Annotated in this window: 16 protein-coding genes and 2 pseudogenes; 5 read left to right on the forward strand and 13 right to left on the reverse strand. The window is 59.3% G+C overall.

Features of this window, described 5'->3' with window-relative positions; all coding sequences use genetic code 11:
- Window positions 1–3: 3 nt before the first annotated feature.
- Window positions 4–336 carry an STAS domain-containing protein gene (locus tag ELR57_RS08440; RefSeq protein WP_126958581.1) on the reverse strand — a complete coding sequence of 111 codons (333 nt, stop codon included), beginning with the start codon at window positions 334–336 and terminating at the stop codon, window positions 4–6.
- A 200-nt stretch (window positions 337–536) separates the two neighbouring features.
- Here ELR57_RS08440 and ELR57_RS08445 point away from each other — a divergent pair, with 200 nt between their 5' ends.
- Entirely contained in the window at window positions 537–1760 is a 1224-nt protein-coding gene (locus tag ELR57_RS08445; RefSeq protein ID WP_126958582.1) for an NAD(P)/FAD-dependent oxidoreductase, read from the forward strand.
- Between the two features lie 58 nt (window positions 1761–1818).
- Here ELR57_RS08445 and ELR57_RS08450 read toward each other — a convergent pair whose 3' ends face one another.
- From ELR57_RS08450 to ELR57_RS08480, 8 genes and pseudogenes are all read right to left on the reverse strand, one after another.
- Window positions 1819–2310 (reverse strand): hypothetical protein, encoded by a 492-nt coding sequence (locus ELR57_RS08450; RefSeq protein ID WP_126958583.1) that lies wholly within the window; start codon window positions 2308–2310, stop codon window positions 1819–1821.
- A 92-nt stretch (window positions 2311–2402) separates the two neighbouring features.
- Window positions 2403–3251, reverse strand: a complete 849-nt coding sequence (locus ELR57_RS08455) for a CheR family methyltransferase (RefSeq protein WP_126958584.1) — start codon at window positions 3249–3251, stop codon at window positions 2403–2405.
- Window positions 3248–3622 (reverse strand): annotated as a pseudogene (locus ELR57_RS28725) (response regulator); the annotation flags it as partial. The gene ELR57_RS08455 and the pseudogene ELR57_RS28725, both read right to left, overlap by 4 nt.
- A 135-nt stretch (window positions 3623–3757) precedes the next feature.
- Window positions 3758–6079: pseudogene (locus ELR57_RS08460) on the reverse strand (ATP-binding protein); the annotation flags it as partial.
- Entirely contained in the window at window positions 6076–7227 is a 1152-nt protein-coding gene (locus tag ELR57_RS08465) for a PP2C family protein-serine/threonine phosphatase (protein WP_126958586.1), read from the reverse strand. The pseudogene ELR57_RS08460 and the gene ELR57_RS08465, both read right to left, overlap by 4 nt.
- Window positions 7228–7362: 135 nt before the next feature.
- Window positions 7363–7686, reverse strand: a complete 324-nt coding sequence (locus tag ELR57_RS08470) for a YflT domain-containing protein (protein WP_126958587.1) — start codon at window positions 7684–7686, stop codon at window positions 7363–7365.
- Window positions 7687–7764: 78 nt separating this feature from the next.
- A complete protein-coding gene (locus tag ELR57_RS08475) occupies window positions 7765–8229 on the reverse strand; it encodes a DUF948 domain-containing protein (protein WP_126958588.1) in 465 nt (154 codons plus the stop codon).
- A gap of 332 nt (window positions 8230–8561) precedes the next feature.
- A complete protein-coding gene (locus ELR57_RS08480; protein WP_126958589.1) occupies window positions 8562–8891 on the reverse strand; it encodes a hypothetical protein in 330 nt (109 codons plus the stop codon).
- Between the two features lie 307 nt (window positions 8892–9198).
- Between ELR57_RS08480 and ELR57_RS08485 the strand changes: the two genes are divergently transcribed.
- Window positions 9199–10284 carry a glycosyltransferase gene (locus tag ELR57_RS08485; RefSeq protein ID WP_126958590.1) on the forward strand — a complete coding sequence of 362 codons (1086 nt, stop codon included), beginning with the start codon at window positions 9199–9201 and terminating at the stop codon, window positions 10282–10284.
- A complete protein-coding gene (locus ELR57_RS08490; RefSeq protein ID WP_126958591.1) occupies window positions 10274–11518 on the forward strand; it encodes a hypothetical protein in 1245 nt (414 codons plus the stop codon). The genes ELR57_RS08485 and ELR57_RS08490 overlap by 11 nt, the downstream gene beginning before the upstream one ends.
- Before the next feature lie 89 nt (window positions 11519–11607).
- Here ELR57_RS08490 and kapB read toward each other — a convergent pair whose 3' ends face one another.
- Window positions 11608–11997 carry a kinase-associated lipoprotein KapB gene (gene kapB, locus ELR57_RS08495; protein ID WP_126958592.1) on the reverse strand — a complete coding sequence of 130 codons (390 nt, stop codon included), beginning with the start codon at window positions 11995–11997 and terminating at the stop codon, window positions 11608–11610.
- 181 nt (window positions 11998–12178) lie between these two features.
- Between kapB and ELR57_RS08500 the strand changes: the two genes are divergently transcribed.
- Window positions 12179–13300, forward strand: a complete 1122-nt coding sequence (locus tag ELR57_RS08500) for an MGDG synthase family glycosyltransferase (protein WP_126958593.1) — start codon at window positions 12179–12181, stop codon at window positions 13298–13300.
- A gap of 253 nt (window positions 13301–13553) precedes the next feature.
- Window positions 13554–14036 carry a VOC family protein gene (locus tag ELR57_RS08510; RefSeq protein WP_238162449.1) on the forward strand — a complete coding sequence of 161 codons (483 nt, stop codon included), beginning with the start codon at window positions 13554–13556 and terminating at the stop codon, window positions 14034–14036.
- A 51-nt stretch (window positions 14037–14087) separates the two neighbouring features.
- Here ELR57_RS08510 and ELR57_RS08515 read toward each other — a convergent pair whose 3' ends face one another.
- From ELR57_RS08515 to ELR57_RS08530, 3 genes are all read right to left on the reverse strand, one after another.
- Complete coding sequence (locus ELR57_RS08515) at window positions 14088–15272, reverse strand: helix-turn-helix transcriptional regulator (RefSeq protein ID WP_126958594.1); 1185 nt, start codon at window positions 15270–15272, stop codon at window positions 14088–14090.
- Between the two features lie 223 nt (window positions 15273–15495).
- Complete coding sequence (locus tag ELR57_RS28245; RefSeq protein ID WP_238162450.1) at window positions 15496–18696, reverse strand: cellulose binding domain-containing protein; 3201 nt, start codon at window positions 18694–18696, stop codon at window positions 15496–15498.
- A 20-nt stretch (window positions 18697–18716) separates the two neighbouring features.
- The gene (locus tag ELR57_RS08530; protein ID WP_126958595.1) at window positions 18717–21989 is read right to left on the reverse strand and encodes a glycoside hydrolase family 48 protein; all 3273 of its coding nucleotides are present in this window, start codon (window positions 21987–21989) and stop codon (window positions 18717–18719) included.
- Between the last annotated feature and the right edge of the window lie 29 nt (window positions 21990–22018).

Here is a 22018-nt window from a genome sequence, read left to right on the forward strand (position 1 = left end):
AGACTACGAGTAACGCGTATTCGCGGCTTCCAAGAAGGGAGATATTCCCGTCATATCGAATAGCTTGCGGATATGATCCGATGCACCCTCCACGGCGAAAGGAGCTTTGCGGGCATGGCGCGATTTGAGAATGCCGATGAGAATGCCGATTCCGGTGCTGTCGATATAGGTTAATTCCCTCAAGTTAAGGACAAGCTTGCGATCGGTTAGCTCCACTAGAGGTTCCATCATCGCTCTCATATGCGAGGCGACTTCCAGATCAAGCTCCCCGGACAAATAGATGACGGTAAGTCCCTCCAGGTTCTCCGAGCGAAAGGTCAATTTATCTGTCTTCATGAGTTGCCTCCTTCAAAACCATCCATATAAGTTCCTTTTTCTTTACCCTTATAACACTCCATTGAAACAGATGAACGCAGATCATTATCGATAGTTGCGCTGCCGGTAAAATCGGGTAATTAGAGAATACTTAAGAGGGGCCGCCTTCAGCTAGCGCGGCTTTGCTAAACGGATACATACTTTCGGATGGAGGAACTCTTGTGACGTTGCATTTCGGATCGCTCTATTGGCCTTCCACAAGGCCGGATAGCCCCGCTTACTCTCCGTTGCTTGAACCCGTTCGCTGCGATGCGCTTGTCGTCGGAGGGGGGATGACGGGGATCGCTTGCGGCTACACGCTGGCGAGAAGCGGCATCGATACGGTCCTGATCGAACAGAGCTCGATCTGTTCCGGGAGCACCTCGGCCAACACCGGGATCTTGCAATATTCGAACGACATCATGCTGTCCGACCTGGCGGACCAGATCGGCGAGTACGATGCCGCGGAATTCTACCGAGCCTGCAAATCGGCCGTGGAACAGCTCGTGCAGGTGGCGGCAGGTTTACCCCGCGACGTGGACGTTAAACGCCGCAACAGCTTCTACTATGCGAGCAACGATAGAGATCTGATCGCCTTGGAGAAAGAATTCGAGATGCTGAGCCGCCATGGATTCGGCGTGGAGTGGTGGGATGCGGAACGAATCGGGAGCGCCTTTCCTTTCCGCAAGAGCGGAGCCATCGTAACGCACGGAGATGCGGAATTGAATCCGTATCGTTTCGTTTCGACTCTCGCGGAATCCGCCGTCCAAGCCGGCCTTCGCGTCTACGAGAAGACCAAGTTCCTGTCCGTCGACGGCCGCAAAGGCAGCTTTGTCGTCCGAACGAATTCCGCCGAGATTCACGCGGAGCATGTCGTTTATGCCGTCGGATATACGCCGGAAGCGGCCGGCGGCAGCTGGATACGAGCAAAGTTAAATCGGTCGTACGCTATGGTAACGAAACCGCTCGATTCGATTGAGGATTGGCCCCAAAGATTCATGCTGTGGGAGACGGCCCGGCCTTACCTTTACCTTCGGACGACGGCGGATAATCGGATCGTGATCGGAGGGCTGGACGAGAGCTTCCGCCAGCCCGTTCTAAGCGAATCGGAGGTCGAGCATCGATCTCTTCGTCTGCTGTCCGAGCTGAAGCTGCTTTTTCCGAATATGCGGGTCGAGAAAGAGTACGAATGGTGCGGTACGTTCGGGGAGTCCGCCGATAATCTGCCCTGGATCGGGGAAGATCCGTCGCGCCCAGGCCAATATTATGCTCTCGGCTACGGAGGCAACGGCACCATCTACAGCGCGATAGCCGCGCGTTTGATCCGAGACGACATCATGGGGATCAAGCATCCGATCTCTTCGATCGTCGCGCCGGATCGTAAAACAAAGGTACCCTCCGCTTAAGGAGCCAAAGCGAAAACCGCTCTCCATCCGTCGAGGAGAGCGGTTTTCGCTTTGGCGTTTACTGCACCACGTCGGAGGCGCCGAAGCTGCGCATAAGGCGAGCGGCTTCCTCCAAGGAAGCGACGTCCGCAAGCAGCAGCAGCTTCCCTTCTTCGACCGACGGCGCGCAGGTTCGGGCGGCGGAGCTGGAAAGCCCGAGCCTCACAAGCCCTTCGGTCGTGCTGACCTCATCCGACTCCGATAACGCGTATGCCGCAAAAGCCGCGGCTTGCCCGTTCACTCCCGCACCTTGAACGGAGTTCAAATAAGCAACCGCGGGAATCTCCCGGTCCTCGTCCGGCCAGAAAGCGCCATTCGACTCATCCGCTGCGGCTTGGAGGCCGGCCACCCCTTCCAGAGGGATCTCATCCTGCGAGGATAGGAGCGGCGCGTTCTCTTCGTTATCGACAACCGCGATTAGAGAGCGGCTCTCTCCGGCGAGGGCCCTCAACTCTCTGGCGGCGTCCAATACTTGCTGTTCGCGTTCGAATATTCCGATCGTCCACGTCATCAAGACCACCTCCCGAGGAATCCGGCGACGGACGAACCGTTGCCCTTCATCCTTAGATATACCCTTGTGCGGCTCGTTTGAACCGAACGCCTTCAGCTTATTTTCCGATAGATCCGGTACTTCTCGCTCAACGCTTCGTATCGGGCTCCGTAGCTGGTGAATTCCAGAGATTCTTTGCCTCCCAGCACCAGGATTCCTCCCGGAGCCAGACTTTCGTGGAACAACCGATGAACCCTCTCCCGCAGGCTCGAATCGAAATAGATCATCACGTTCCGGCAGAAGATCATCTGGAACTCGTTAAAGGAACCGTCCGTCGCCAGGTTGTGCTCCGCAAAAACGATGCGCTTCTTCAAGCCAGCGGAGAGGCGGAGGCCATCCTCGTCCTCTTCGCAATGGCTTCTAAGTTCCGACTTTCCTCCCGCTTCCCTGTAGTTCGATTCGTACAGCGGCACACGGTCGCGGGAAAGCCGCCCTCCTCTCGCCCGATCGAGCGCGGCGCGATTAATATCGGTCGCGTAGATTCGGGATCGCTCCAGCATCTTCTCTTCCTCAAGCCAGATGGCGGAAGAGTACGCTTCTTCTCCCGTGGCGCATCCGGCATGCCAGATACGGAGGAATGCGGTTTCTCTCAGCTCCGTCGCGAGATGTTCCCGGATCCAACGAAATACCTCCGGGTTGCGAAACAGCTCCGTTACCGAAATAACGAGGTCCGCCAGCAGCCGGTCGAACGCCTCCCGGTCATGCAGGATAAGACTTTGCAGGGAGGAGATCGTATTTATGTTCTCCAGCATGACGCGACGGCGGATTCTTCTTCGGATCGACGGATAGGCGTATTCGCGAAAATCATATCCGTACTTGCGATAAACGGCTTCGAGAAGGAGTTCGATCTCCAATCGTTCCAGCTGTTGATCCTCGACGGGCAGCATCCGTTCCTCCATCATTGGGACAACCACACTTTCAGCAAAGAGAGCAGTTGATCGATCGAGACCGGCTTGGCCAAATAATCCGAAGCGCCCGCTTGCAGGCACTTGTCTCTCTCTCCCTTCATGGCTTTGGCGGTTAGGGCGATGATCGGCAAGGCCGTCCATTCGGCCTGGCCGCGAATCCTCTCGATCGCTTCGTAGCCGTCCATCTCCGGCATCATGATGTCCATCAGCACCAAGTCAATCGATCGGTTCGAATGCATCCGTTCCAGAGCCTCCTTGCCGTTCTCCGCGGAAAGCACGTTCATCCCATGGTGACTCAGAAGGCTCGTCAGGGAGAAGACGTTGCGTTCGTCATCGTCGACAAGCAGAATGGTCTTGCCTTCGTACGCGGGTATGCCATTAGCCTTCTTAATCGGCGTTGACTCCTCTAGCGTAACCGACTGCTCTTGGAAGGCGATCGACTTGCTTATCGGAAGGGGGGCGAACGGCTCCGCTCTCGCTTTCTCGGCTCTCTCCGGCAAGTAAAGCGTGAATTCGCTTCCGCTTCCGACCTCGCTGTCCAGCGTGATCCAGCCTCCGAGCAGACCGGCCAGCTCGCGGCTGATGGTCAGCCCAAGCCCCGTTCCGCCGAACTTGCGGCTGGTCGTTCCGTCCGCTTGGCGGAACGCTTCGAATATAATCTCCCTCTTCTCCTCCGCGATGCCCAGACCGGTATCCTTCACGGAGAAGGCTAGATAGCTCCCATGCCGATCCTGGATCTCATCCTGACTTGCCGTGCGTACCGTCAGGGAGACGGAGCCTTTCGGGGTAAACTTCATGGCGTTCGAGAGCAGATTGCGCAGAACCTGCTTCAGCCTATGACCGTCCGTCTGGAGAGCGGCTGGGACGTCGTGCCCGATCTCTACCGAGAAAGCAATTCCCTTGTCCTCGGCGATCGATCGGAAGGCATGCTCCAGATCGACGGTAATGTCCTCCAGCGGCGTCGTCTCGTGCTGAATCTCCATCCGTCCGGCGTCCACTTTGGCGAGATCGAGAATCTCGTCGATCATCTTAAGAAGATCCTCCCCGGAAGAATGAATCGTCCTGACGAACTCGAGCTGCTTCTCGTTCAAGTTGCCTTCCGAATTGTCCTCGAGGAACTGCGAGAGAATGATCAGGCTGTTCAGCGGCGTTCTTAGCTCGTGCGACATATTGGCAAGAAACTCGGACTTGTACTGGGAGGCTCTGGCGAGCTCCGCCGTCTGGCGCTCGAGCTCGAGGTTCGCGGCCGCCACTTCGCGATTCCGGCGCGCCGTCTGGCGGATCTGCTCCTCCAATTCCATCGTCTTCGCCATCAATTCCTGATTCGTATTCTCGAGCTCCTCCGATTGCCTCTGAAGTCTCTCCTCGGACTTCTTGAGACGGGTCGCGTGGACTTCGAGCCGCTCGTTCGAATCGCGGAGCTCCTCCTGCTGGGAGATCAGCTCCTCGGATTGAACCTGCAGCTCTTCGGCCATCGCCTGCGACTCGCGAAGCAGCTCCTCAACCCGGTATCGGGATTGAATGTTCATCACGATATACGCGAACTTCTCGGACAGCCGCTCGAGCAGCTCGCGCTCCAGATTGCCTATCGGCCTCAGGTAAGCGAGCTCCACCACGCCGACGGTCGTGCCGTCCGCCTCGATCGGCTGAAGCACCAATTGAACGGGCGGAGCCTCGCCAAGGCCGGACCGGATCGGAACGTAGCCCGGGGGAAGCGGCTCCACCACCATCGGTTCATCCTTAAGCGCGCATTGGCCGACAAGCCCTTCGCCTAACGCAAACGTCCTCTCCCGTTCGTCGGCCGATTCAAGCTCATCAAGGGCGTAGCTCCCGTACTTCGTCAATCTCTTGCCCGGGCTCCCGCCTTCCTCGATCAGATAGACGACGCTGTAAGCCGCCCCAAGCACTCCGGTAAACTCGTTCAGGAACGCTTGGGCGATGCTTCCGAGGCCCGAAACGTCCTTCAGCAGCTCGGTCGACTTCGCCATCTGGCCGTCGATCCAAGCTTGCTGAGCTTTCGATTCCGCGAATAACGCTTCTTTCTCGTTCTTCTCTTGGAGGTCATTGGCGATTTGTTGGAAAATTTTGCCCAATTGACCGAGCTCGTCCGTCGATTGAATCTCCAACCGTCCCAAGCTGCGAAGCCGGCCTTGAGAGAACTTCTTCGCCATCAACGAGAGCAGAGAGAAGCCTTTGGTGATAGTAGGCAGCACCCACATCATGACCCCTAGCCCGATGAACAGGCCGGCGACCGTCAATCCCGCGAACCAGCGGACGGCATCGCGGTACATCGCGCGAGAATCGCTCGTCTCCTGCTCCATCGCCTTCTGCTCGAAGGAGATCAAGGCGTTCAAGGAACCGACGGCGTTATCCTGCCGGGTTCTGCCCAGGCTCTTGAACAAATCCAGCGCTCCCTGCTTGTCTCCCTTCTCGATCAAAGCAACGAAACGGTTCAAGAAGTCCTCGTAACGTCCGATATCCCGGTTGACTTGGTCTAGGCTCTGCCTCTCCTCCGGGTTTGCGACTCGGGCGAGAATGGAGGCCATCCGGACATCGAGGCTGTTCCCGATTTGCTTCAAGTCCTCCAGGCTGAGCAAGTCGGATTCCAGCACGCTGAGCAGAAGGTCGTTCACCGCGCCGCTTGCTTGATTCACGGTACCTCTGAGGTCGATAACCTCCTTGACCGTCACGAACCTAGTATCGTAGAGGTTGTCCATCCTCTCATTCATGCGGCTCATTCTGTCGTAACCGAAGGAGGTGATGCCGACGAGCAGGACCATTAGGATAATGAAGCCGATTAGCAGCTTCGTCTTGATTCTCATTGCCGTTCCCTCCCGCGCACTTCAAGCCGAATCAGGCAGCGGTCGTCCGAATGGCGATCGAAGGAGTCTTGTTCGAGCAGCCGCTCCAAGCGCTCTTCGTCTCCCCCGACATGGGCCAGCGTGCGGGCAAGCGCTGCCGACTTCTCCTCCAGATCGCCGGGGAACAAGTCCAGCAAGCCGTCCGTGTACAAGTGCACGGCATCGCCGGGCTCCAGCGTCACCGTATGGGTCGCCATCTCCAAGGAATCGAACAAGCCGACCGGCGGCGAGCTGGACGGCATGGCTACCGCCGCTCCCGTCCTTCCGCGGATCAGCAATCCCGGCGGATGCCCGGCATTCACATACTCGAGGACGCCGTGCTCCAGATCGATCCACATGCAGATCCCCGTGCAATAATAGTGCACCAGCTCGTTCTCGTAATCGAGCTGAAGCAGCCTGCTGTTCAGCTCCTGCATGATCCGCTTCGGGGTTACGTGCGTCCTCATCGCTTCCTTGAGAACGGAAGCGGAGAACATGCTCACCAGCGAGGAGGAGATGCCGTGGCCCATCGCGTCGATCACCGCAACGAGAATCCGATTGCGGTCGAAAGCATGCCAAGCATAAAGGTCCCCGGCCAGCTCTTCGGAGGCCCTGAAATAGGCTCGAATGCGGTATCGGTCCTCTTCAATGGCGGCGGGCAGCACGGCTTGCTGCACCTGCCTCGCCAGCTCCAGCTCTTCTCTTACGCGTTGATCGCGTTCCTTGTGCCAGTCGAGCTCCTTCTTCAGCCGAAGAGCCGAGCGGATGCGGGCAAGCAGCTCCACCTTGTTGATCGGCTTCGTCACGTAATCGGTCGCCCCGGCATCCAGCGCCTCCGCAAGCTTGCGCGAATCGCCGATCGCCGTGACGATGATGACCGGAATATCCCTGAAGCGGTCATCCTGCTGAAGCATGCGGCACGCCTCCATTCCGTCGATCTCGGGCATCATGAGATCGAGGAGGATAAGGTCCACGGCCATGCGATCCGCCAGCCTCGTCGGAGAGTTCAACAAGGCGAACATCTCCTTGGCGGAATGGACGGCGAGAACGGAATCATAACCCGAACGCCTCAGCATCTCTTGCACGACCATCACATTCATCGGATTATCGTCGACTACCAATATATTCACGGAATAAGATCGCTCCTTCCTAAGCCGTTCCAACTCTATCCTACCAAAGCGCAAACGGCATACGGAAGCAAGGAATGAGGCTTCCGCCGTCATTCCTTGCTTTCGTACGCCTTCGGGCTCCTTCCTCTGCCGGCCTTATTTGCGGGCGAGCACGAGCACCTTGCCTCGATCCAGTTCGGCTTCATAGGTTAGCGCTTCTCCCTTGGTCAGCCCCATCGCTTCGATCTTGCCGCGAAGCTCGTCTCCGCGGTTGCGGAAGAAATTCGCGACCGTTTGAAGTACTCCTTCCTCTGCCGGGCCTATCGTATTCACGCGAGCCGCGTCCGCCAGCCTCTCGGTTCGATCCGGCTCATGCGCCAGAACGTAGATGTCGTCGCCTTCGTACCCTTGGGCTCTGAGGTTCTGCACCGTTTGGAACGCCTCAAGCCCGTTCTCTACCAGCTTCGTGTAGGATTGCATAAAGATCTCCTCCTTCTTGTCGTTGGCAGCGTGTTACGCTCTTTATTTACCCCGCTTGCGGGAATCGAAACACCTTCCTTAGGTCTCGGAACTCGACATTCTGCCGGAGGAAGCCTCCCGTTGGGAAGACTTGAAGCCGCTTCGTACGACCCCCGCCAGCCTAATGCCGGCCTGTATCCACTTCGTCCAGCTATCCTCCTGCACCTGTTCCTTAACGGCTCTGGACAGCTGCCCGGTGATCTCCTTCGCGGTATGGGCGGTCTCCTGAATCGTCGCTCCCGCGTCCCGGGCCGCTTCGAACAGAGCGTCCGCGGCGTGCAGCTTATCCTTCACGTTTAGGGAGATCTCGTTCACGTTCGCCGTCAGCTCCTCCACCTTGCCGCGAATGGATTCTACCTTATCGTTCGCTTCTCCGATGGCGGTCCGAAGCCGCTCCAGCGTCCGCCTCGCGCTGGTCAAAGTCCGAACGATAAAGACGCACAAGACGGAGAAGCTGATCGCGGCTATTAGGGCGCTCCCTCCATAGATCAGTTGCTCGTTCATCGGTACCTCCTCCTTCTTCCTATTTCTCTCGAAGTACCTTACCCGCTGCCGCTCTCGCCGAAACGGCAACCATACCAAAAATACGCCATCCCCCTTCTGGCCGGAGGGGAATGACGTTGCAAGGACTCGGCTTCTATTCAGCGAACGAGCTTCAGCAGCTCCCCTGAGACCGTCTCTGTCCGGAATGGCACAGCTAAGCGAGGAGTCTTATTCGTTGTTTGCATGGGGTTCAATCCGGCATGAAAAGGGTAAGTCTAAAGCAAGCGTACTTGAATAAACAGGTGCCCTGCCGTGCACTGCGGTAGCGGACAAACAAATCGGAATAAGCCGGATCAGGGGATGCAGTTGGATTGGAATTGAAGCGGATTGAGGAACAAGCGTTTCAAACGCAGGGGAATCGCCGAGCGGCGGTAAAGCTGCGGGACGGGGGATACGAGGGACAAGCGCCGCGACATCACGAAGGCAAACAGCAGCAGAAGCAGCAAAGAGTTAAGCAGCTTGAACTTGGACGAAAAAGAATACGGCTGGCCGAGCGAGGAATTGGACAGCATCAGCTGACCTACCGTAACCCGGCTGCTCTCGGCCGTATTCGCTTCCGACTCCGATATCGGGACAAAGACAAGGGACGTGAACAGCGAGACGAGCATCAGCATCCAATTCATATTCCCTTCCTCCGAACCGTATCCATGGATAGAGAGGCCTATCCAACAGGCGTCGGCCAGGCGATTCCGTTGCGATTTTTGCTGCCAAAATTACAAGAATTTCGTCAACTTGAGTATCTAGCGGCAAGAATGAGAACACTTCTATAAAGAAATCGGTTTGCAAGTACAAATAAGAAGCGGTCAATAGCCGCGATCTGGAGGTGCAGCGTCCTTGAGTTCACCCTCATTGCAAATAGCGTATGTAAGTACTTATGTACCGAAAAAATGCGGACTCGCGACGTACACCGAACATTTGAGGGAAGCGGTCATGGCGGTCAAGCCGGCAGGCATCCCGGATCCGGTCGTCGCCATGTGCAACCCGGATGAAATCGCGACCTACGGGGAGAGCTGGCACATTCCTCTGCTCAAGTCCGAGAAGGAAGATTACCGCAAGGTCGCGGAGACGTTAAACCGCAGCTCCGTCGATGTCGTCTCTCTCCAGCACGAATTCGGAATCTTCGGGGGCGAAGCCGGAAGCCACGTGCTGGAGCTGCTCGAACATCTCACGAAGCCGGTGGTCACCACGTTCCACACCGTGTTCGAGAAGCCGGCCGAGCCTTATGCTTCCGTACAAGCCGCCATTGCGGCAAAAAGCGATCACCTGCATGTCATGAACAGCAAAGCGATCGGGTATCTTCATGAGCATTTCGGCATCCCGCTGAACAAGATTTCTTTTATTCCTCACGGCGCCCCGGTCCCGGTTCGCCGCGAACGCAACCAGACGCGCAAGCAGTACGGCTGGGAGAACCGCAAGATCGTCTTTCAATTCGGCTTGCTTAGCCGAGGGAAGGGAATCGAATCGCTGCTCAAGGCGCTCGCGGCCGCGGTGCATGCCGTCCCCGATCTTCTCTATATCATCGCCGGCCAGACGCACCCCGAGGTTCGCAAGCACGAGGGGGAAGCTTATCGCGAAGAGCTGATGATGCTGGTCAAAGAGCTCGGCCTCGAAGCTCACGTGCGCATGATCAATCGCTACGTGCCGGAAGAAGAGCTCGTCTCTCTCATCTCGGCTTGCGACTTGTACGCGACCCCTTACCCGGGAATGCAGCAGATCACGAGCGGCACGCTCGCTTATGCGGCAGGGCTGGGCCGACCCATCCTGAGCACCCCGTACAGCTATGCGAAGGATCTGCTGCAGGGCAATGAGGAGCTGCTGCTTCCGTTCGGGGATACGGCGCAGTGGAGCTCCAAGATCATCGAGCTGTTCAGCTACCCCGAGCTGTTGGCCCGAATCGAGAGACGAATCGCGGAGATCGGCCGCAGCATGCAGTGGCCCCAAGTGGGAGCGCAGTACTTGGGATTGCTTGAGCGGGTAACCACGGGCAAAGCCTGGAGCATAGCCGATGTCGTCTGAACGCATGCGGCGTCATCCGAGCAGGCCGTCCTTCACCCATCTGCGCAGGCTGACGGACGATACGGGGCTGCTCGAGCATGCGCTAGGGCGCATCCCGCGACGCAGAGAAGGCTACACGACGGACGATAACGCGCGCGCGCTATGGGCGGTCACCGAGTGGCTCCGTCCCGAACGTTCCTCTTCCCTCGAGATGGAAGACAAGGCGCTGTTAAAGGAGCTGGCGGACATCTATCTCGCTTTCTTGCTCTGGACGCAGAAGGAGGACGGCTGGTTCCACAACAACGTCGCCTACGACCGCACGATGGAGCCCGAGGATATCTCCCACGACTGCCAAGGCCGCTCCATCTGGAGCTGCGCGGTCGCCTGGATCCATCTGGAGGGCAGCCGGCGGGAGACCGCGTTCGTGCTTATGCAGCAATCGATCGGAACGTTAGGCTCGATCCGTTCCCATCGGGGCCAAGCATTCGCGATGGCCGCCTGCGCCGCCCTGCTGTCCGCTCACGGCGAGGGGACAATCTCTCTTCCCGGCAGTTGGGAAGAGGAACTGACGAACCATCTCTATCGGCTGGAAGGCGTGCTGATCCGGGCTTACCGCCACTTCTCCGCAGACGGGTGGCGCTGGTTCGAGCCGGCGATGACTTACGGCAACGGCGTGCTGCCTTGGGCCCTGCTGCGGGCCTTCCGCAGGACGGAGAATCCGGAGGCGCTGGAGGTCGGGCTGGGCAGCCTCTCCTCGCTTCGATCGGCCATGAGCTCCGGCACCGGAGGCTTCCGTCCGATCGGCAACGAGAATTGGCGGACGAAGGACTCCGTCAGCCATTGGGATCAGCAGCCGCTCGAGATGTTCAAGCTGGCTCTTGCCTTCGAAGAAGCGGCCAAGGCGATCGAGCTTGCGCAAGACGAAGAAGTGTCCCGTCTCATCTCCGTTGCTTCCTCCTCCCAGCCCGAGCCGCGGGGGAACGCCGCGAACGGCTCGATAACATCGGACAGAACCGGCTCTTATTCCTCCCGCCCTTCCCGCCATTCCGAACCCGGCAGCCATGCGGCAGAGCTGCGGGGAGCCCGCGACCGCTGCCTGGATTGGTTCTATGGCGATAACGACCTCAAAGTATCGATGGTCGATCCCGAAGAAGGAGCGTGCTCTGACGGCCTGCAGAAGAATGGCCCCAACCTGAATTGCGGAGCGGAAGCGACGATATCCTTCCTCATGACGCAAGCTCTGTGCTGCCCTTGAAGCCAAGCCCTGCCGCACCGTCGCTTTAATGGCAGAGGCTGCTTTCCGTCGGTCGATCTCGACCGGGAAGACAGCCTCTGCCATTCTTCTTATGCTCGGTACTTATATTCCTTCGTCAACCCTTGCAGCTGCTCAAGGCTTCGCTCCGCCCAACGCTGCAATCGGGACAATCGCTCCGTCTCCGCCTCCGCGGCCGCCAGCAGCGACTCCCGGTAAGCCGGTACCGCGCCTTCATACGGCTTTACGGCTCCCGCCGGCACCCATACTTTCTCGCGGAAGTGCGAGGCCGGCCGCTCATGGAACAAAGGGACGTCCGGATCGTTCGGATGATGCAGGTCTCCCTGCTTCGGATGGGCCAGCACGGCCAGAACCTGCACCAGCACCCTTCTCCCGTCCGCCTCCATGATTTCTCCGATATATTCTCCGGTTTTGTATACCGCCCTGACGATCTGTCCCGGCTCTTCCTGCCGTTCTGCCATCGGCGTCATCCTCCTCGCGATTGCTTTCCTGTTTTCTACATCGAATTTTACCCTATCGGCACCGCTTTTGCCTATCCGGCCGCCCCGTACCTAAAGTCCTCCTAATTTCGGCGCTCCGCACTTGTCCCCGGAGGGGGAAGGAAGTAATATGGTAGGTAGGTAAAGTGGAGGATTGTATGCTATGCGCAAAAAAAGAGTGTTACTGCTATCGGAAGGATTCGGCACCGGCCATACCCAGGCCGCATACGCTCTATCCGTGGGGCTGCGACAATTATCCCCTCATCTTCAGGCGAGAGTGATCGAGCTCGGGACGTTCCTCAACCCGGTCATCGGCCCGCTCGTCCTGTCCGCCTATCGCAGAACCGTAAGCAAGCAGCCCAAGCTGGTAGGACGAATCTACCGCAGCTATTACGATAAAGGCCTTAACCGAGTAACCCGATTTGCGCTGCACCGGCTGTTCTACGGCCACGTGTCTAACGTGGTCCAGCAGCTGAAGCCGGACGTTATCGTCTGCACCCATCCGTTCCCTAACGCGGTCGTCAGCCGGCTCAAGCAGCTGGGGCTGAAGATTCCGCTGCTGACCGTCATCACGGACTACGACGCGCACGGAACATGGACGAATCCCGAGGTGGACAAATACCTGGTGAGCACGCAATCCGTACGGAACAAGCTCGTTGCCAGAGGAATCACCCCGGATCGGGTCGAAGTCACCGGCATTCCGGTGCATCCGAACTTCTGGTCGCCTCATAACCGGGCGGAGATTCTGGAGCAGTTCGAGCTGTCGGACATGCCGACCGTCCTCATCATGGGCGGAGGCTGGGGGCTCCTGTCCTCGGACCAGCTTCTCGATTATATGACGTCGTACGCCGATAACGTTCAACTCATCTTCTGCCTCGGAAGCAACGACAAGACTCGCGAGAAGCTGCTCGCCGACTCCCGGTTCCGGCACCCGAACATCAAGGTGATGGGCTTCACGAAGGAAGTCAGCAAGCTGATGGACGTCTCCGAGCTGCTCGTCACCAAGCCCGGCGGCATGACCTGCACGGAAGGAATGGCCAAGGGGATCCCGATGCTGTTCTACGAGCCGATTCCCGGGCAAGAGGAAGAGAACCTCGATTACTTCGTCACCCAAGGCTTCGGCGAGCTTCTCATGTCCACAGAGACGGTCGATCGCTGGTTCCGCCTGATTCAGGAGCCTTACAAAGCGAATCAGCATCGCGACAGCCTGCTGGCCATCCGCAATGCGGAGTACACGCCGGCCAAGTGCGCGGAGACGGTACTGGGGCTCTTGGAGAAAAATTGAAAAAACGAAGAGGCTGATCCTAAGTCATGGCATGGACTTAGGATCAGCCTCTTTTTTATGCGCGACGCTGCGGTTTTTTGTAATACATCTCCCAACGGTTATTCTAGAATCGAATTAAACAAGTCGCTTTTGACTGACCAAGAGAGGAGAAGTGCGGGATGACGATAGCCAAATCCGGAGTCTGGACGGATGAAAGCTCCCGGTTATGCCGACATAAGCCGGGCGAAGGAGGACAGAAGGTGGGATGCCGCCTATGAATCGTAGAGGAAGCGTTCCGCTCCTTTTGGCGCAAATCAAGAGGAATGGCATACGTAAGTTTCTGGGCAGAGGATCTCCATGCCGCAAAGGAATGGTACACGAAGCTTCTGGGCGCGGAGCGTACTTCCAAAGCCCGAATCCCGAGAATCCGGCTTATATCGAATACCGGATCGGCAACTTCCAAGCGGAGCTCGGCATCATCGATAAGAAATACAAACCTCAAACGGCCGACATGGCCGGGACGGGGGGAGCGACGCTATGCTGGCATGCAGAGGATGTTATCGGCATGCTTGAGGTATTAAAGGGACTGGGAGTCACCGAGTATGCACCGCTTACGGAACGAGGCGTCCAATGGACCACGGCTTCCGTTGTTGATCCTTTCGGGAATAACATCGGTCTGATCCACAGCCCGCATTATAAAGACATTTGGGCATCGACTCATCCATCTGAATCAAGGTTCGGGCGAAGCAATAAATAAGCAGCCCGTCCTAGGAAGGACGAGCCGCTTGAGAATGGCCGGCGAATGCGATCAGTGCACGGAAGATAGGCCCGAGTCCAGGCTGATCGCCGTACGGTACTGCCTTGGCGTGAATCCGGTCGCCTGCTTGAACGTTCGCGTGAAGTGCGAGGAATTGTAATAGCCGAGACGATGGACGATGTGGCCGACCTGCAGATCGGAATTCGCCAGCAGCAGCTTCGCTTTCTCGATCCGGCGGTTGACGATGTACTGCGACAGCGACGTGCCGGTGCGGCTCTTGAAGAACCGGGACAGGTACACGGGGTGAAAATGCACCAGCTCCGCGATCTCCTCCCGCTTCAGCTCGTCCAGCAGATGCTCGTCCACGTACGAGAAGATCCGCTCCAGCACCGCGTTATCCGAAGCGCTGAGGGCCTTGATCTTGGCCTGGACGTCCGGCTCCTCCGCCTCCGGAAAGCCTTCGGGCTCCATGCCGTCTACCGGATCGGCCGGAAGGGCAGCCAGTTCTCCCCAATGAATGTCCAGCTCCGCATAGAAGTGACGGCTGGCCGCGCGGGCCAGTTCCCCGCAGCTCCTCTTGATTCGGCTGGCCAACGCGGAGGAGGCGGGGACCCGTGCTTGCAGCAGCGCCACGAACCCGCTGGCCGAAGGAGCCATGGCAGCGGTCAAAGGATCGCAGACAAGCTCCTCCGCCGCATTGCGAAGCGCGAATTCCAGCAGCTGCCGCTCCTGAACGGCCAAGGGGATTCGCCACTCGCGGATTCGCACGTGAATGGCCAACAACCCTGCACCGTCCGCTCCGTCCGCTTCCTCCGAATCCTCATTCCTTCGATCCAACCGTACCTCCCGAGTCGTAAATCCCCTCCTCTCGTCTACTTTGCTCAGCAGCCGTTTCAGCATCGACCGCGCTTCCTCCGCATGTACGGGCTTGCGAACGCAGACATAGCCGTCCAGCCGGTCCTGCCATTCCTGGCTGGCCAACGACGGACAGAGCAGCAGCCATTTAATATCCGGCCTCCACTCCTTCGCCCATTCCAGCAGTGCCGTCCCTTCAGCAAGCCCGTAGTCCTCCAGATCCAGACAAACGCATTCGATGGACTCGCGCAGAAGCCGGGCACGCGCGCGATCAAGATCCGTTTCGGCCAGAAATCGCAATCGGCCGCGATCCTTGCCTGCCAATTCCCCGTCCCATTCCTGGCTTAGGGGCGACCGAGCGACAATCAGCACGTTAGGCATTCCGTCCTCCTCCTCTTCAGTGAATGATAAGGACCTCTTCTATTGTAAATAATTTCCTTCCGTTTGGAGTGAGAAAACGATCTTGTCTTGCGGGCAGCGGCGAGAGTTAAGGGAGGAATTTGGTCGGATCGTCCGATGGCGAACCGCCGGAATCGGCGATTCGGGCGAAGAAGCAGACGCCCGCCTCTCCTATGAGATCGGCGAACGTCCGCGCCCATGCTTCTTAAGGCTCGGTTCCCCAAACAAGGGATCCGCCCTGATATAAAGTCACCTTGCTCCAGTCGGCAAACGAGGTCTTCGTCGGGTCATAGGAATAATCCCCGACCTCGTTGAAGTTCGTCCAGTCGGTCTTCGCGACGCGGACTTGAATGTCTCCGCTCTGGCCCCCCGCCGCGATCGCACCGGCCCCCGCGCCGAACGAGAGCTCGAGGTACGTATCCGCTCCGTTCGCCGCCGAGTTGGCCGAACCGAACGATCCGCTGACGTTGGAGCTTCCGACGACCGCGTAATCGACCCATGAATTCAGCGATGCGGCGCTGTCCTTCGTGAAGTAATAGCGAAGCTTGAGTCCGCTCAGGCTGACCGCGCTCGTGCCGTTGTTCTTGATGTTGAACTGAGCGTAGATCTGGTTGTCGGCGGCGCTCGAATTCGTCGTGCGGTACTGAACGACCAGGCTGGAGGACGGCGTGACCGAAGCCGTCGGCGTCGCGCTCGCTTGCGCCGAGTTCAGGCTCTCGCCCGCCGCGTTCGCCGCGCTGACGACATAGTAATAGGTCGTGCCGTTCGTCAGCCCCGTGTCCGCGTAGCTCGTCGCAGTAACGCCCGTCGCGACCGTCGCATAGGGGCCGCCGCTTGTCGTCGCGCGCTTCACGTTGTAGCTTGTTGCGCCGCTCGAGGCGCTCCAGGTCAGCGTCGCTTGCGCGTCGCCTGCCGTCGCCGCCAGGCCGGTCGGCGCGGACGGAACGGTCGGCGTCACCGGAGCCGTAGGCGTCGCGCTCGCTTGGGCCGAATTCGCGCTCTGGCCCGCCGCGTTCACCGCGCTGACGACGTAATAATAGGTCGTGCCGTTTGTTAAGCCCGTGTCCGAGTAGCTCGTCGCGTTAACGCCCGTCGCGACCGTCGCATAGGGGCCGCCGCTAGTCGTCGCGCGCTTCACGTTGTAGCTCGCTGCGCCGCTCGAGGCGCTCCAGGTCAGCGCCGCTTGCGCGTCTCCTGCCGTCGCCCCCAAGCCGGCCGGCGCGGCCGGGACGGTCGGCGTAACGGCTCCGCCTGCCGGTTCGGTTCCCCAGACGAGAACGCCGCCGCGATACAGCGTGATTCGATCGGTGAGCGCGTAAGACGTTTGGGTGCCGATATACGAATAATCGTCGTTCTCGTTCAGGGCCGACCAATCGGCCAGGTTAATCCGGAGCTGAATCTCTCCCGTGTTGGCTCCGGCCGCCAGGCTTCCCGCACCGGCCGCGAAGGAGATCTCCGCGTACCGGTCGGCGCCGGTGACCGGCGTCGCCGGGGAAGAGAAAGCCGCGCTCAGGTTGCTGCAGCCGAGGATGGCATAATCGCAGCCGAACTGGTCCGCTTGGCCGGTCGAGCCCTTCGTGTACCAATAGCGGAGCTTATAGTCGCTTAGGGAGACGGCCGTCGTTCCCGTATTCACCAGGTGCAGGTACGGCTTGATGACGTTATCCGTCGCGCTCGTATCCCCGACGCGGTATTCGACCTTCACGAGGCCTTTCGGCGTCGCGGAGACCGCGTTCGAATCCCTCGTTCCCACCGGGTTGGAAGCCGTCACCACGTAATCGTACGTCTGGCCGTTCGCCAGCGGAGCATCGGAATACGCGGTTCCCGTCAGGCCGGAAGCCACCGTCGCGAACGACGTTGAACCCGGCGACTTTCTCTTCACCTCGTATGCCGATGCCCCCACGGCCGCCGACCAGGACAGCGAGACGCTGCCGTCCTTGGCAACGGCGGACAGCGTGAAAGCGTTCGGCGGCTGGGCCGTCGGCTGGGCCGTAACCTGCACGGAGTTCGGGCTTGCGCCGATAACGTTGACCGCGTTCACGACGTAGTAGTAAGTTGTCCCGTTGGTCAAGCCGGCGTCGGAGTAGCTCGTTCCGCTGACGCCGGTCGCCACCGCCGTGTAGGGGCCTCCGGAGACCGTCGCCCGCTTGATCGAGTACGACTGGGCTCCCGTCGCCGCGCTCCAGCTGACGAGAGCGGACTGATGGCCGGATTGGGCCGTCACCCCGGTCGGAGCCGCAGGCGCCGCGACCGGCAGCGATTTCGCGTTCATGACGGCGGCATGGTTCGAGACGACCGTCGCGGTCGTGCTCGGGTTCACGATCCGGAAGCCGTCGTAATCCGCGTACAGGCTGCCGTCATCGTTGATCCCGGTCAGGATCCAGAACTGATCCCCCGCTCCGCCGTACTGGTCGACCGCGTTCAGCCAAGTCGTATACACCGAATCGCGCGTCGCTTGGTCCTTGTATCCGTATTCCTCCAGCACGACCGGCTTGCCGATCCGGTTGCCGTCCTGGATGTGGTCAATGATCCACTGGGTCCCCCAGCTCGCCGTCTGGTTCCACCCGTCCGGATACAGATGGTAGGTGCCGTAATCGATGTTCGGCAGCGCGGTAAGCCTTTCCCAGTCCACTCCTTCGCTGCCTTGGTACGGATAGCTCGAGCTTGAGGGCTCGTTGTAGAAGCCCTCGTCCCCGACCGCCACCAGATGGTTGCCGTCCAGCGACTTCACGTAGGTGCTCATCTCGTCCGCCCAGTTCACAAGCGTATTGCCCGTCGTGTCGGATGGGTTCCTCGGCTCGTTGGCGAGCTCCCAGGACATGATGGCCGGATCGTTCTTGTAGGCGACGCCGGTGTAGGTATTCACCCGGTTCAACATGTAATGGATATAGTTCTTGTAGGCTTGCTTGATGCTGGCGTTAGTGTAGAAATCATCATGGGAGGAAGCCCCGAACCAGGTGACGTATTGCTTCATGCCTCCGAAGTCGTTCCAGTTGTTCGTGAACGGAATGACGAGTTTGATTCCCGTCTGATCGGCCTTATAAATAGCGTAGTCCAGCTTCGAGAAGCCTGATTCCTCGTAGACGCCGGGGCTCGATTGCAGGACCGCCCCGTCCGCCGTTTCCCCGTCCAGGAAGCCCCAGATTCGAATCACCTTCAGGTTCATCGCGGCAGCCCGAGCGAACACGTCGTCCACCATCTTCTGCGACTTATAGTGGAAGTAGTAGTTGTTCGTTCCCGCGAAGTAGAACTTGCTGCCGTTCAGCATGAATTCGGTACCGTTCGTCGTCACGAAACCGGGAGATGAGGCAGATGCCTCCGGAGAAGCCTGCGGCACCGCCGTCCAAACGAGCATTGCCGCCAGAACCGACGCGGCCGTCCGAAGCCAAGGCTTGCGCTTGCCCATGTCGAACTCCTCCATTCCCCTTATTGAGGTTCGATTCCCCATGCGAGCGTTCCGTTCTGATAAAGCGTCACCTTGCTCCAATCGGCGAACGAGCTCTTCGTCGGATCGTAGGAATAGTCCCCGACCTCGTTGAAGTTCGTCCAGTCGCTCTTCGCGATACGTACCTGAATTTCGCCGCTCTGTCCTCCTGCAGCGATCGAACCGGCTCCCGCTCCGAACGTAAGCTCGAGGTAAGAGTCCGCCCCGGATACCGCAGGGGTGATTGATCCAAACGAGCCGCTGACGTTGGAGCTTCCGACGACCGCGTAATCGACCCAAGAATTAAGCGAGGCGCTGCTGTCCTTCGTGAAGTAATAGCGAAGCTTGAGTCCGCTCAGGCTGACCGCGCTCGTGCCGTTGTTCTTGATGTTGAACTGAGCGTAGATCTGGTTGTCGGCGGCGTTCGAATTGGTCGTGCGATACTGCGCGACTAGGCTGGAGGACGGCGTGACCGGAGCCGTCGGCGACGCGCTCGCTTGGGCCGAGTTCAGGCTCTCGCCCGCCGCGTTCGCCGCGCTGACGACATAGTAATAGGTCGTGCCGTTCGTCAGCCCCGTGTCCGCGTAGCTCGTCGCAGTAACGCCCGTCGCGACCGTCGCATAGGGGCCGCCGCTTGTCGTCGCGCGCTTCACGTTGTAGCTTGTTGCGCCGCTCGAGGCGCTCCAGGTCAGCGTCGCTTGCGCGTCGCCTGCCGTCGCCGCCAGGCCGGTCGGCGCGGACGGAACGGTCGGCGTCACCGGAGCCGTAGGCGTCGCGCTCGCTTGGGCCGAATTCGCGCTCTGGCCCGCCGCGTTCACCGCGCTGACGACGTAGTAATACGTCGTGCCGTTCGTTAAGCCCGTATCCGCGTAGCTCGTCGCGTTAACGCCCGTCGCGACCGTCGCATAGGGGCCGCCGCTTGTCGTCGCGCGCTTCACGTTGTAGCTCGCTGCGCCGCTCGAGGCGCTCCAGGTCAGCGTCGCTTGCGCGTTGCCTGCCGTCGCCGCCAGGCCGGCCGGCGCGGCCGGGACGGTCGGCGTAACGGCTCCGCCGCCGAGCAAGCGGTCGTATTCCGCATAAGCGGTAGCGATATCGACCTGGGACCAGAATCGATGGTACTTGAAGGTCGGCGTGCCGTTATCCCAAGATTGGGTGGTCGCGTTCCAAGAGTTGTTATACAGGTTCGTCAGATTGGACCAAGCCGGATCCTGCGTGATCTTCGGGCGAAGCTGCGCATAGCTGATATAGGAGCCGTTGCCGCCCTTCGCCGGATCGGATGCGACGACGCCGCTTCCCGGGATCGTGTTGCCTTGCCCGAACAGCCCCGTCCAGCCGCTTGGAATGTAGATCTCCTTCGTGAAGTAACGGTAGTAATCGCCTCTTGGTTCGTCAATGGCGATGCCGATGCCGTCGTTGTGGCTCCAGGCGGCGCCGAGCAGCTGATCGGCGAGCGTCTTCGCCTGGTTGCCGAGAGTCGAGAAGCTTCCCGTCTCGGCCTTGGTGCCGGCCGCGAAGAACGACAAAGCCTTGATGTAGCTTCCGAGAACGCCGACGTCTTGCCCCGGATTCTTCGTGATCGTGTGATAAGCCGGATTGCCGGTAAACGCGGAATAGCCGTTCCATGTATCCGGCTGTCCGGACCATTCCAGCGTGGAAGGAATCCAGAATTCGCCGGGCGCGCTTGTCGTGGCGATGGACGGATTCGTTCCCCCGAGTACTCTCTGGCCGGAGGAATTTAGATAGTAGCCATCCGAGTCCGTTACCGGCTTCTGATCGACGAAGACGTAATCGATCGACCAGTCGATCCACTTCTGGATGATGTTCTTCGCCATCTGGAAGTTCTGGGAGCTCGTGTCCCCGCTCGATGCGAGAATGTAATAGAGCTCAGCCACCCGTTCCAGCGGCCAGGACTGGAAGCCGAACCAAGTGTTCGAATTCGGATCGTGGTAGACAGGCGCTTCCTGATAGGCGAGTCCGTAGAATTGGCTCACTCCAGACGGATAAGCGCTGTAGCTGCCGTTCCAGCTGTTCGTCGCGCCGCCGCCCATACCGCCTTCCGAGGACAGCAGCCAGGTGTAGAATTCAAGCTGTCTCGTCAGCGAGGTGTTCCAGTCGCTCTGAGCCGTCGCGGAGGCCGGTACGAGCCCGCCCGCCGCCGTCGACAGGGCGTAAGCCGTGACCGGATTCTGGTAGGCTTGATGCGCATGGCTGGAGCCGATTCTCCACGCCCAGTTGCCGCTTCCGTTCGAGCCGAGCCCGCCGCCCCATGCCGTATACCAGGACATCAGGTAGAGGCTGGAGTCCTTGCCCGTACCGGCCGTCGGAGTTCCGTTCTTGGCGCTGCCCGTCTTCTGGAAGTACTTATCGAACATGCCGTAGCGCAGGTAATCGCCCATTTTCTTCGCTTTGTTCAGGTAGGTCGCGTTATTGTAGCCGAGCTGCTTAGCCCAGTACATGACTTGGATCGCGCGTCCGTCCGCGTCCGTCGCGTCGGTGTAGCGCCACTGAGCCGAAGGAGCGGACGATTCCTTCGTGAAGAGGGACATGAAGCCCTCGCCGCTCTTGCCGAAGCTCTTGTCGTCCTGCGACGGATGGTCGATCGCTTCCCAGACCGACTCCTGCTCGCCGCGCTGGAACGTGTTGACGTAAGTCGCCGTATGGGACGGGTTCAGCAGATTGCCGTAACCGTACCAGTTGTCCACGTCGACCAGCCAGTGCATCAGATAGGTCTGGTTGTTGCCGTAGGTCGCCTTCAGCTCCGCGTCCAGCGGGTCCTTCCCCGCCGCGTATTGGCCGGACAGCTGCGAAGGATACTGGTCGGGATAAGGCTTCTCCGCCGCATAGGTCGCCGGGCTGTTCGGGTTGTAATAGCTCATCGTCGGCTGTTCTTCCTTGCCGTCGCCTTCGTTGATCGGAATGATATACTTCTCCATGCTGTCCCACGCCGCCTCCAGCTTGCTCCAATCGCCGGTGTAACGGCCGTACAGCGCCTCCAGCCAGAGCCAGTAGCTGTAGGCTTCGGACGTGGTCATATGGCCGTAGTCCGGCGCTTCGCTGATCAGCGTCTCGATGGAATGGTACGGGATTCCCTCCGGCGAGAAATAGCCGTTCGCCGGATCCTTGATCTGATCGTACAACTCGAGAAAACGAGTCTCGTAGACGGTCGCCGCCGCGGCCTTGGGCACCGCTCCCGTTCCCAGGCCGGCGTAAGCCGTCAGGATGATGGCGAAGGCGATCGTCAGAAGAAAGCTTCTCTTGGATAGAGTTCGGATCATCGCTTTCATTCCTCCTTCAGTGAGGATTA

Source organism: Cohnella sp. AR92 (genome assembly GCF_003990975.1).
In the GTDB taxonomy this organism is placed as follows: domain Bacteria; phylum Bacillota; class Bacilli; order Paenibacillales; family Paenibacillaceae; genus Cohnella.

What these genes read in the sequence shown, in the direction of transcription:
- ELR57_RS08455 (WP_126958584.1), bottom strand. Translation starts at nt 3,251, where the DNA reads ATGATGGAGGAACGGATGCTGCCCGTCGAGGATCAACAGCTGGAACGA.
- ELR57_RS08485 (WP_126958590.1), top strand. Translation starts at nt 9,199, where the DNA reads ATGGCGGTCAAGCCGGCAGGCATCCCGGATCCGGTCGTCGCCATGTGC.
- ELR57_RS08510 (WP_238162449.1), top strand. Translation starts at nt 13,554, where the DNA reads ATGAATCGTAGAGGAAGCGTTCCGCTCCTTTTGGCGCAAATCAAGAGG.
- ELR57_RS08490 (WP_126958591.1), top strand. Translation starts at nt 10,274, where the DNA reads ATGTCGTCTGAACGCATGCGGCGTCATCCGAGCAGGCCGTCCTTCACC.
- ELR57_RS08440 (WP_126958581.1), bottom strand. Translation starts at nt 336, where the DNA reads ATGAAGACAGATAAATTGACCTTTCGCTCGGAGAACCTGGAGGGACTT.
- ELR57_RS08515 (WP_126958594.1), bottom strand. Translation starts at nt 15,272, where the DNA reads ATGCCTAACGTGCTGATTGTCGCTCGGTCGCCCCTAAGCCAGGAATGG.
- kapB (WP_126958592.1), bottom strand. Translation starts at nt 11,997, where the DNA reads ATGGCAGAACGGCAGGAAGAGCCGGGACAGATCGTCAGGGCGGTATAC.
- ELR57_RS28245 (WP_238162450.1), bottom strand. Translation starts at nt 18,696, where the DNA reads ATGGGCAAGCGCAAGCCTTGGCTTCGGACGGCCGCGTCGGTTCTGGCG.
- ELR57_RS08475 (WP_126958588.1), bottom strand. Translation starts at nt 8,229, where the DNA reads ATGAACGAGCAACTGATCTATGGAGGGAGCGCCCTAATAGCCGCGATC.
- ELR57_RS08450 (WP_126958583.1), bottom strand. Translation starts at nt 2,310, where the DNA reads ATGACGTGGACGATCGGAATATTCGAACGCGAACAGCAAGTATTGGAC.
- ELR57_RS08480 (WP_126958589.1), bottom strand. Translation starts at nt 8,891, where the DNA reads ATGAATTGGATGCTGATGCTCGTCTCGCTGTTCACGTCCCTTGTCTTT.
- ELR57_RS08500 (WP_126958593.1), top strand. Translation starts at nt 12,179, where the DNA reads ATGCGCAAAAAAAGAGTGTTACTGCTATCGGAAGGATTCGGCACCGGC.
- ELR57_RS08530 (WP_126958595.1), bottom strand. Translation starts at nt 21,989, where the DNA reads ATGATCCGAACTCTATCCAAGAGAAGCTTTCTTCTGACGATCGCCTTC.
- ELR57_RS08470 (WP_126958587.1), bottom strand. Translation starts at nt 7,686, where the DNA reads ATGCAATCCTACACGAAGCTGGTAGAGAACGGGCTTGAGGCGTTCCAA.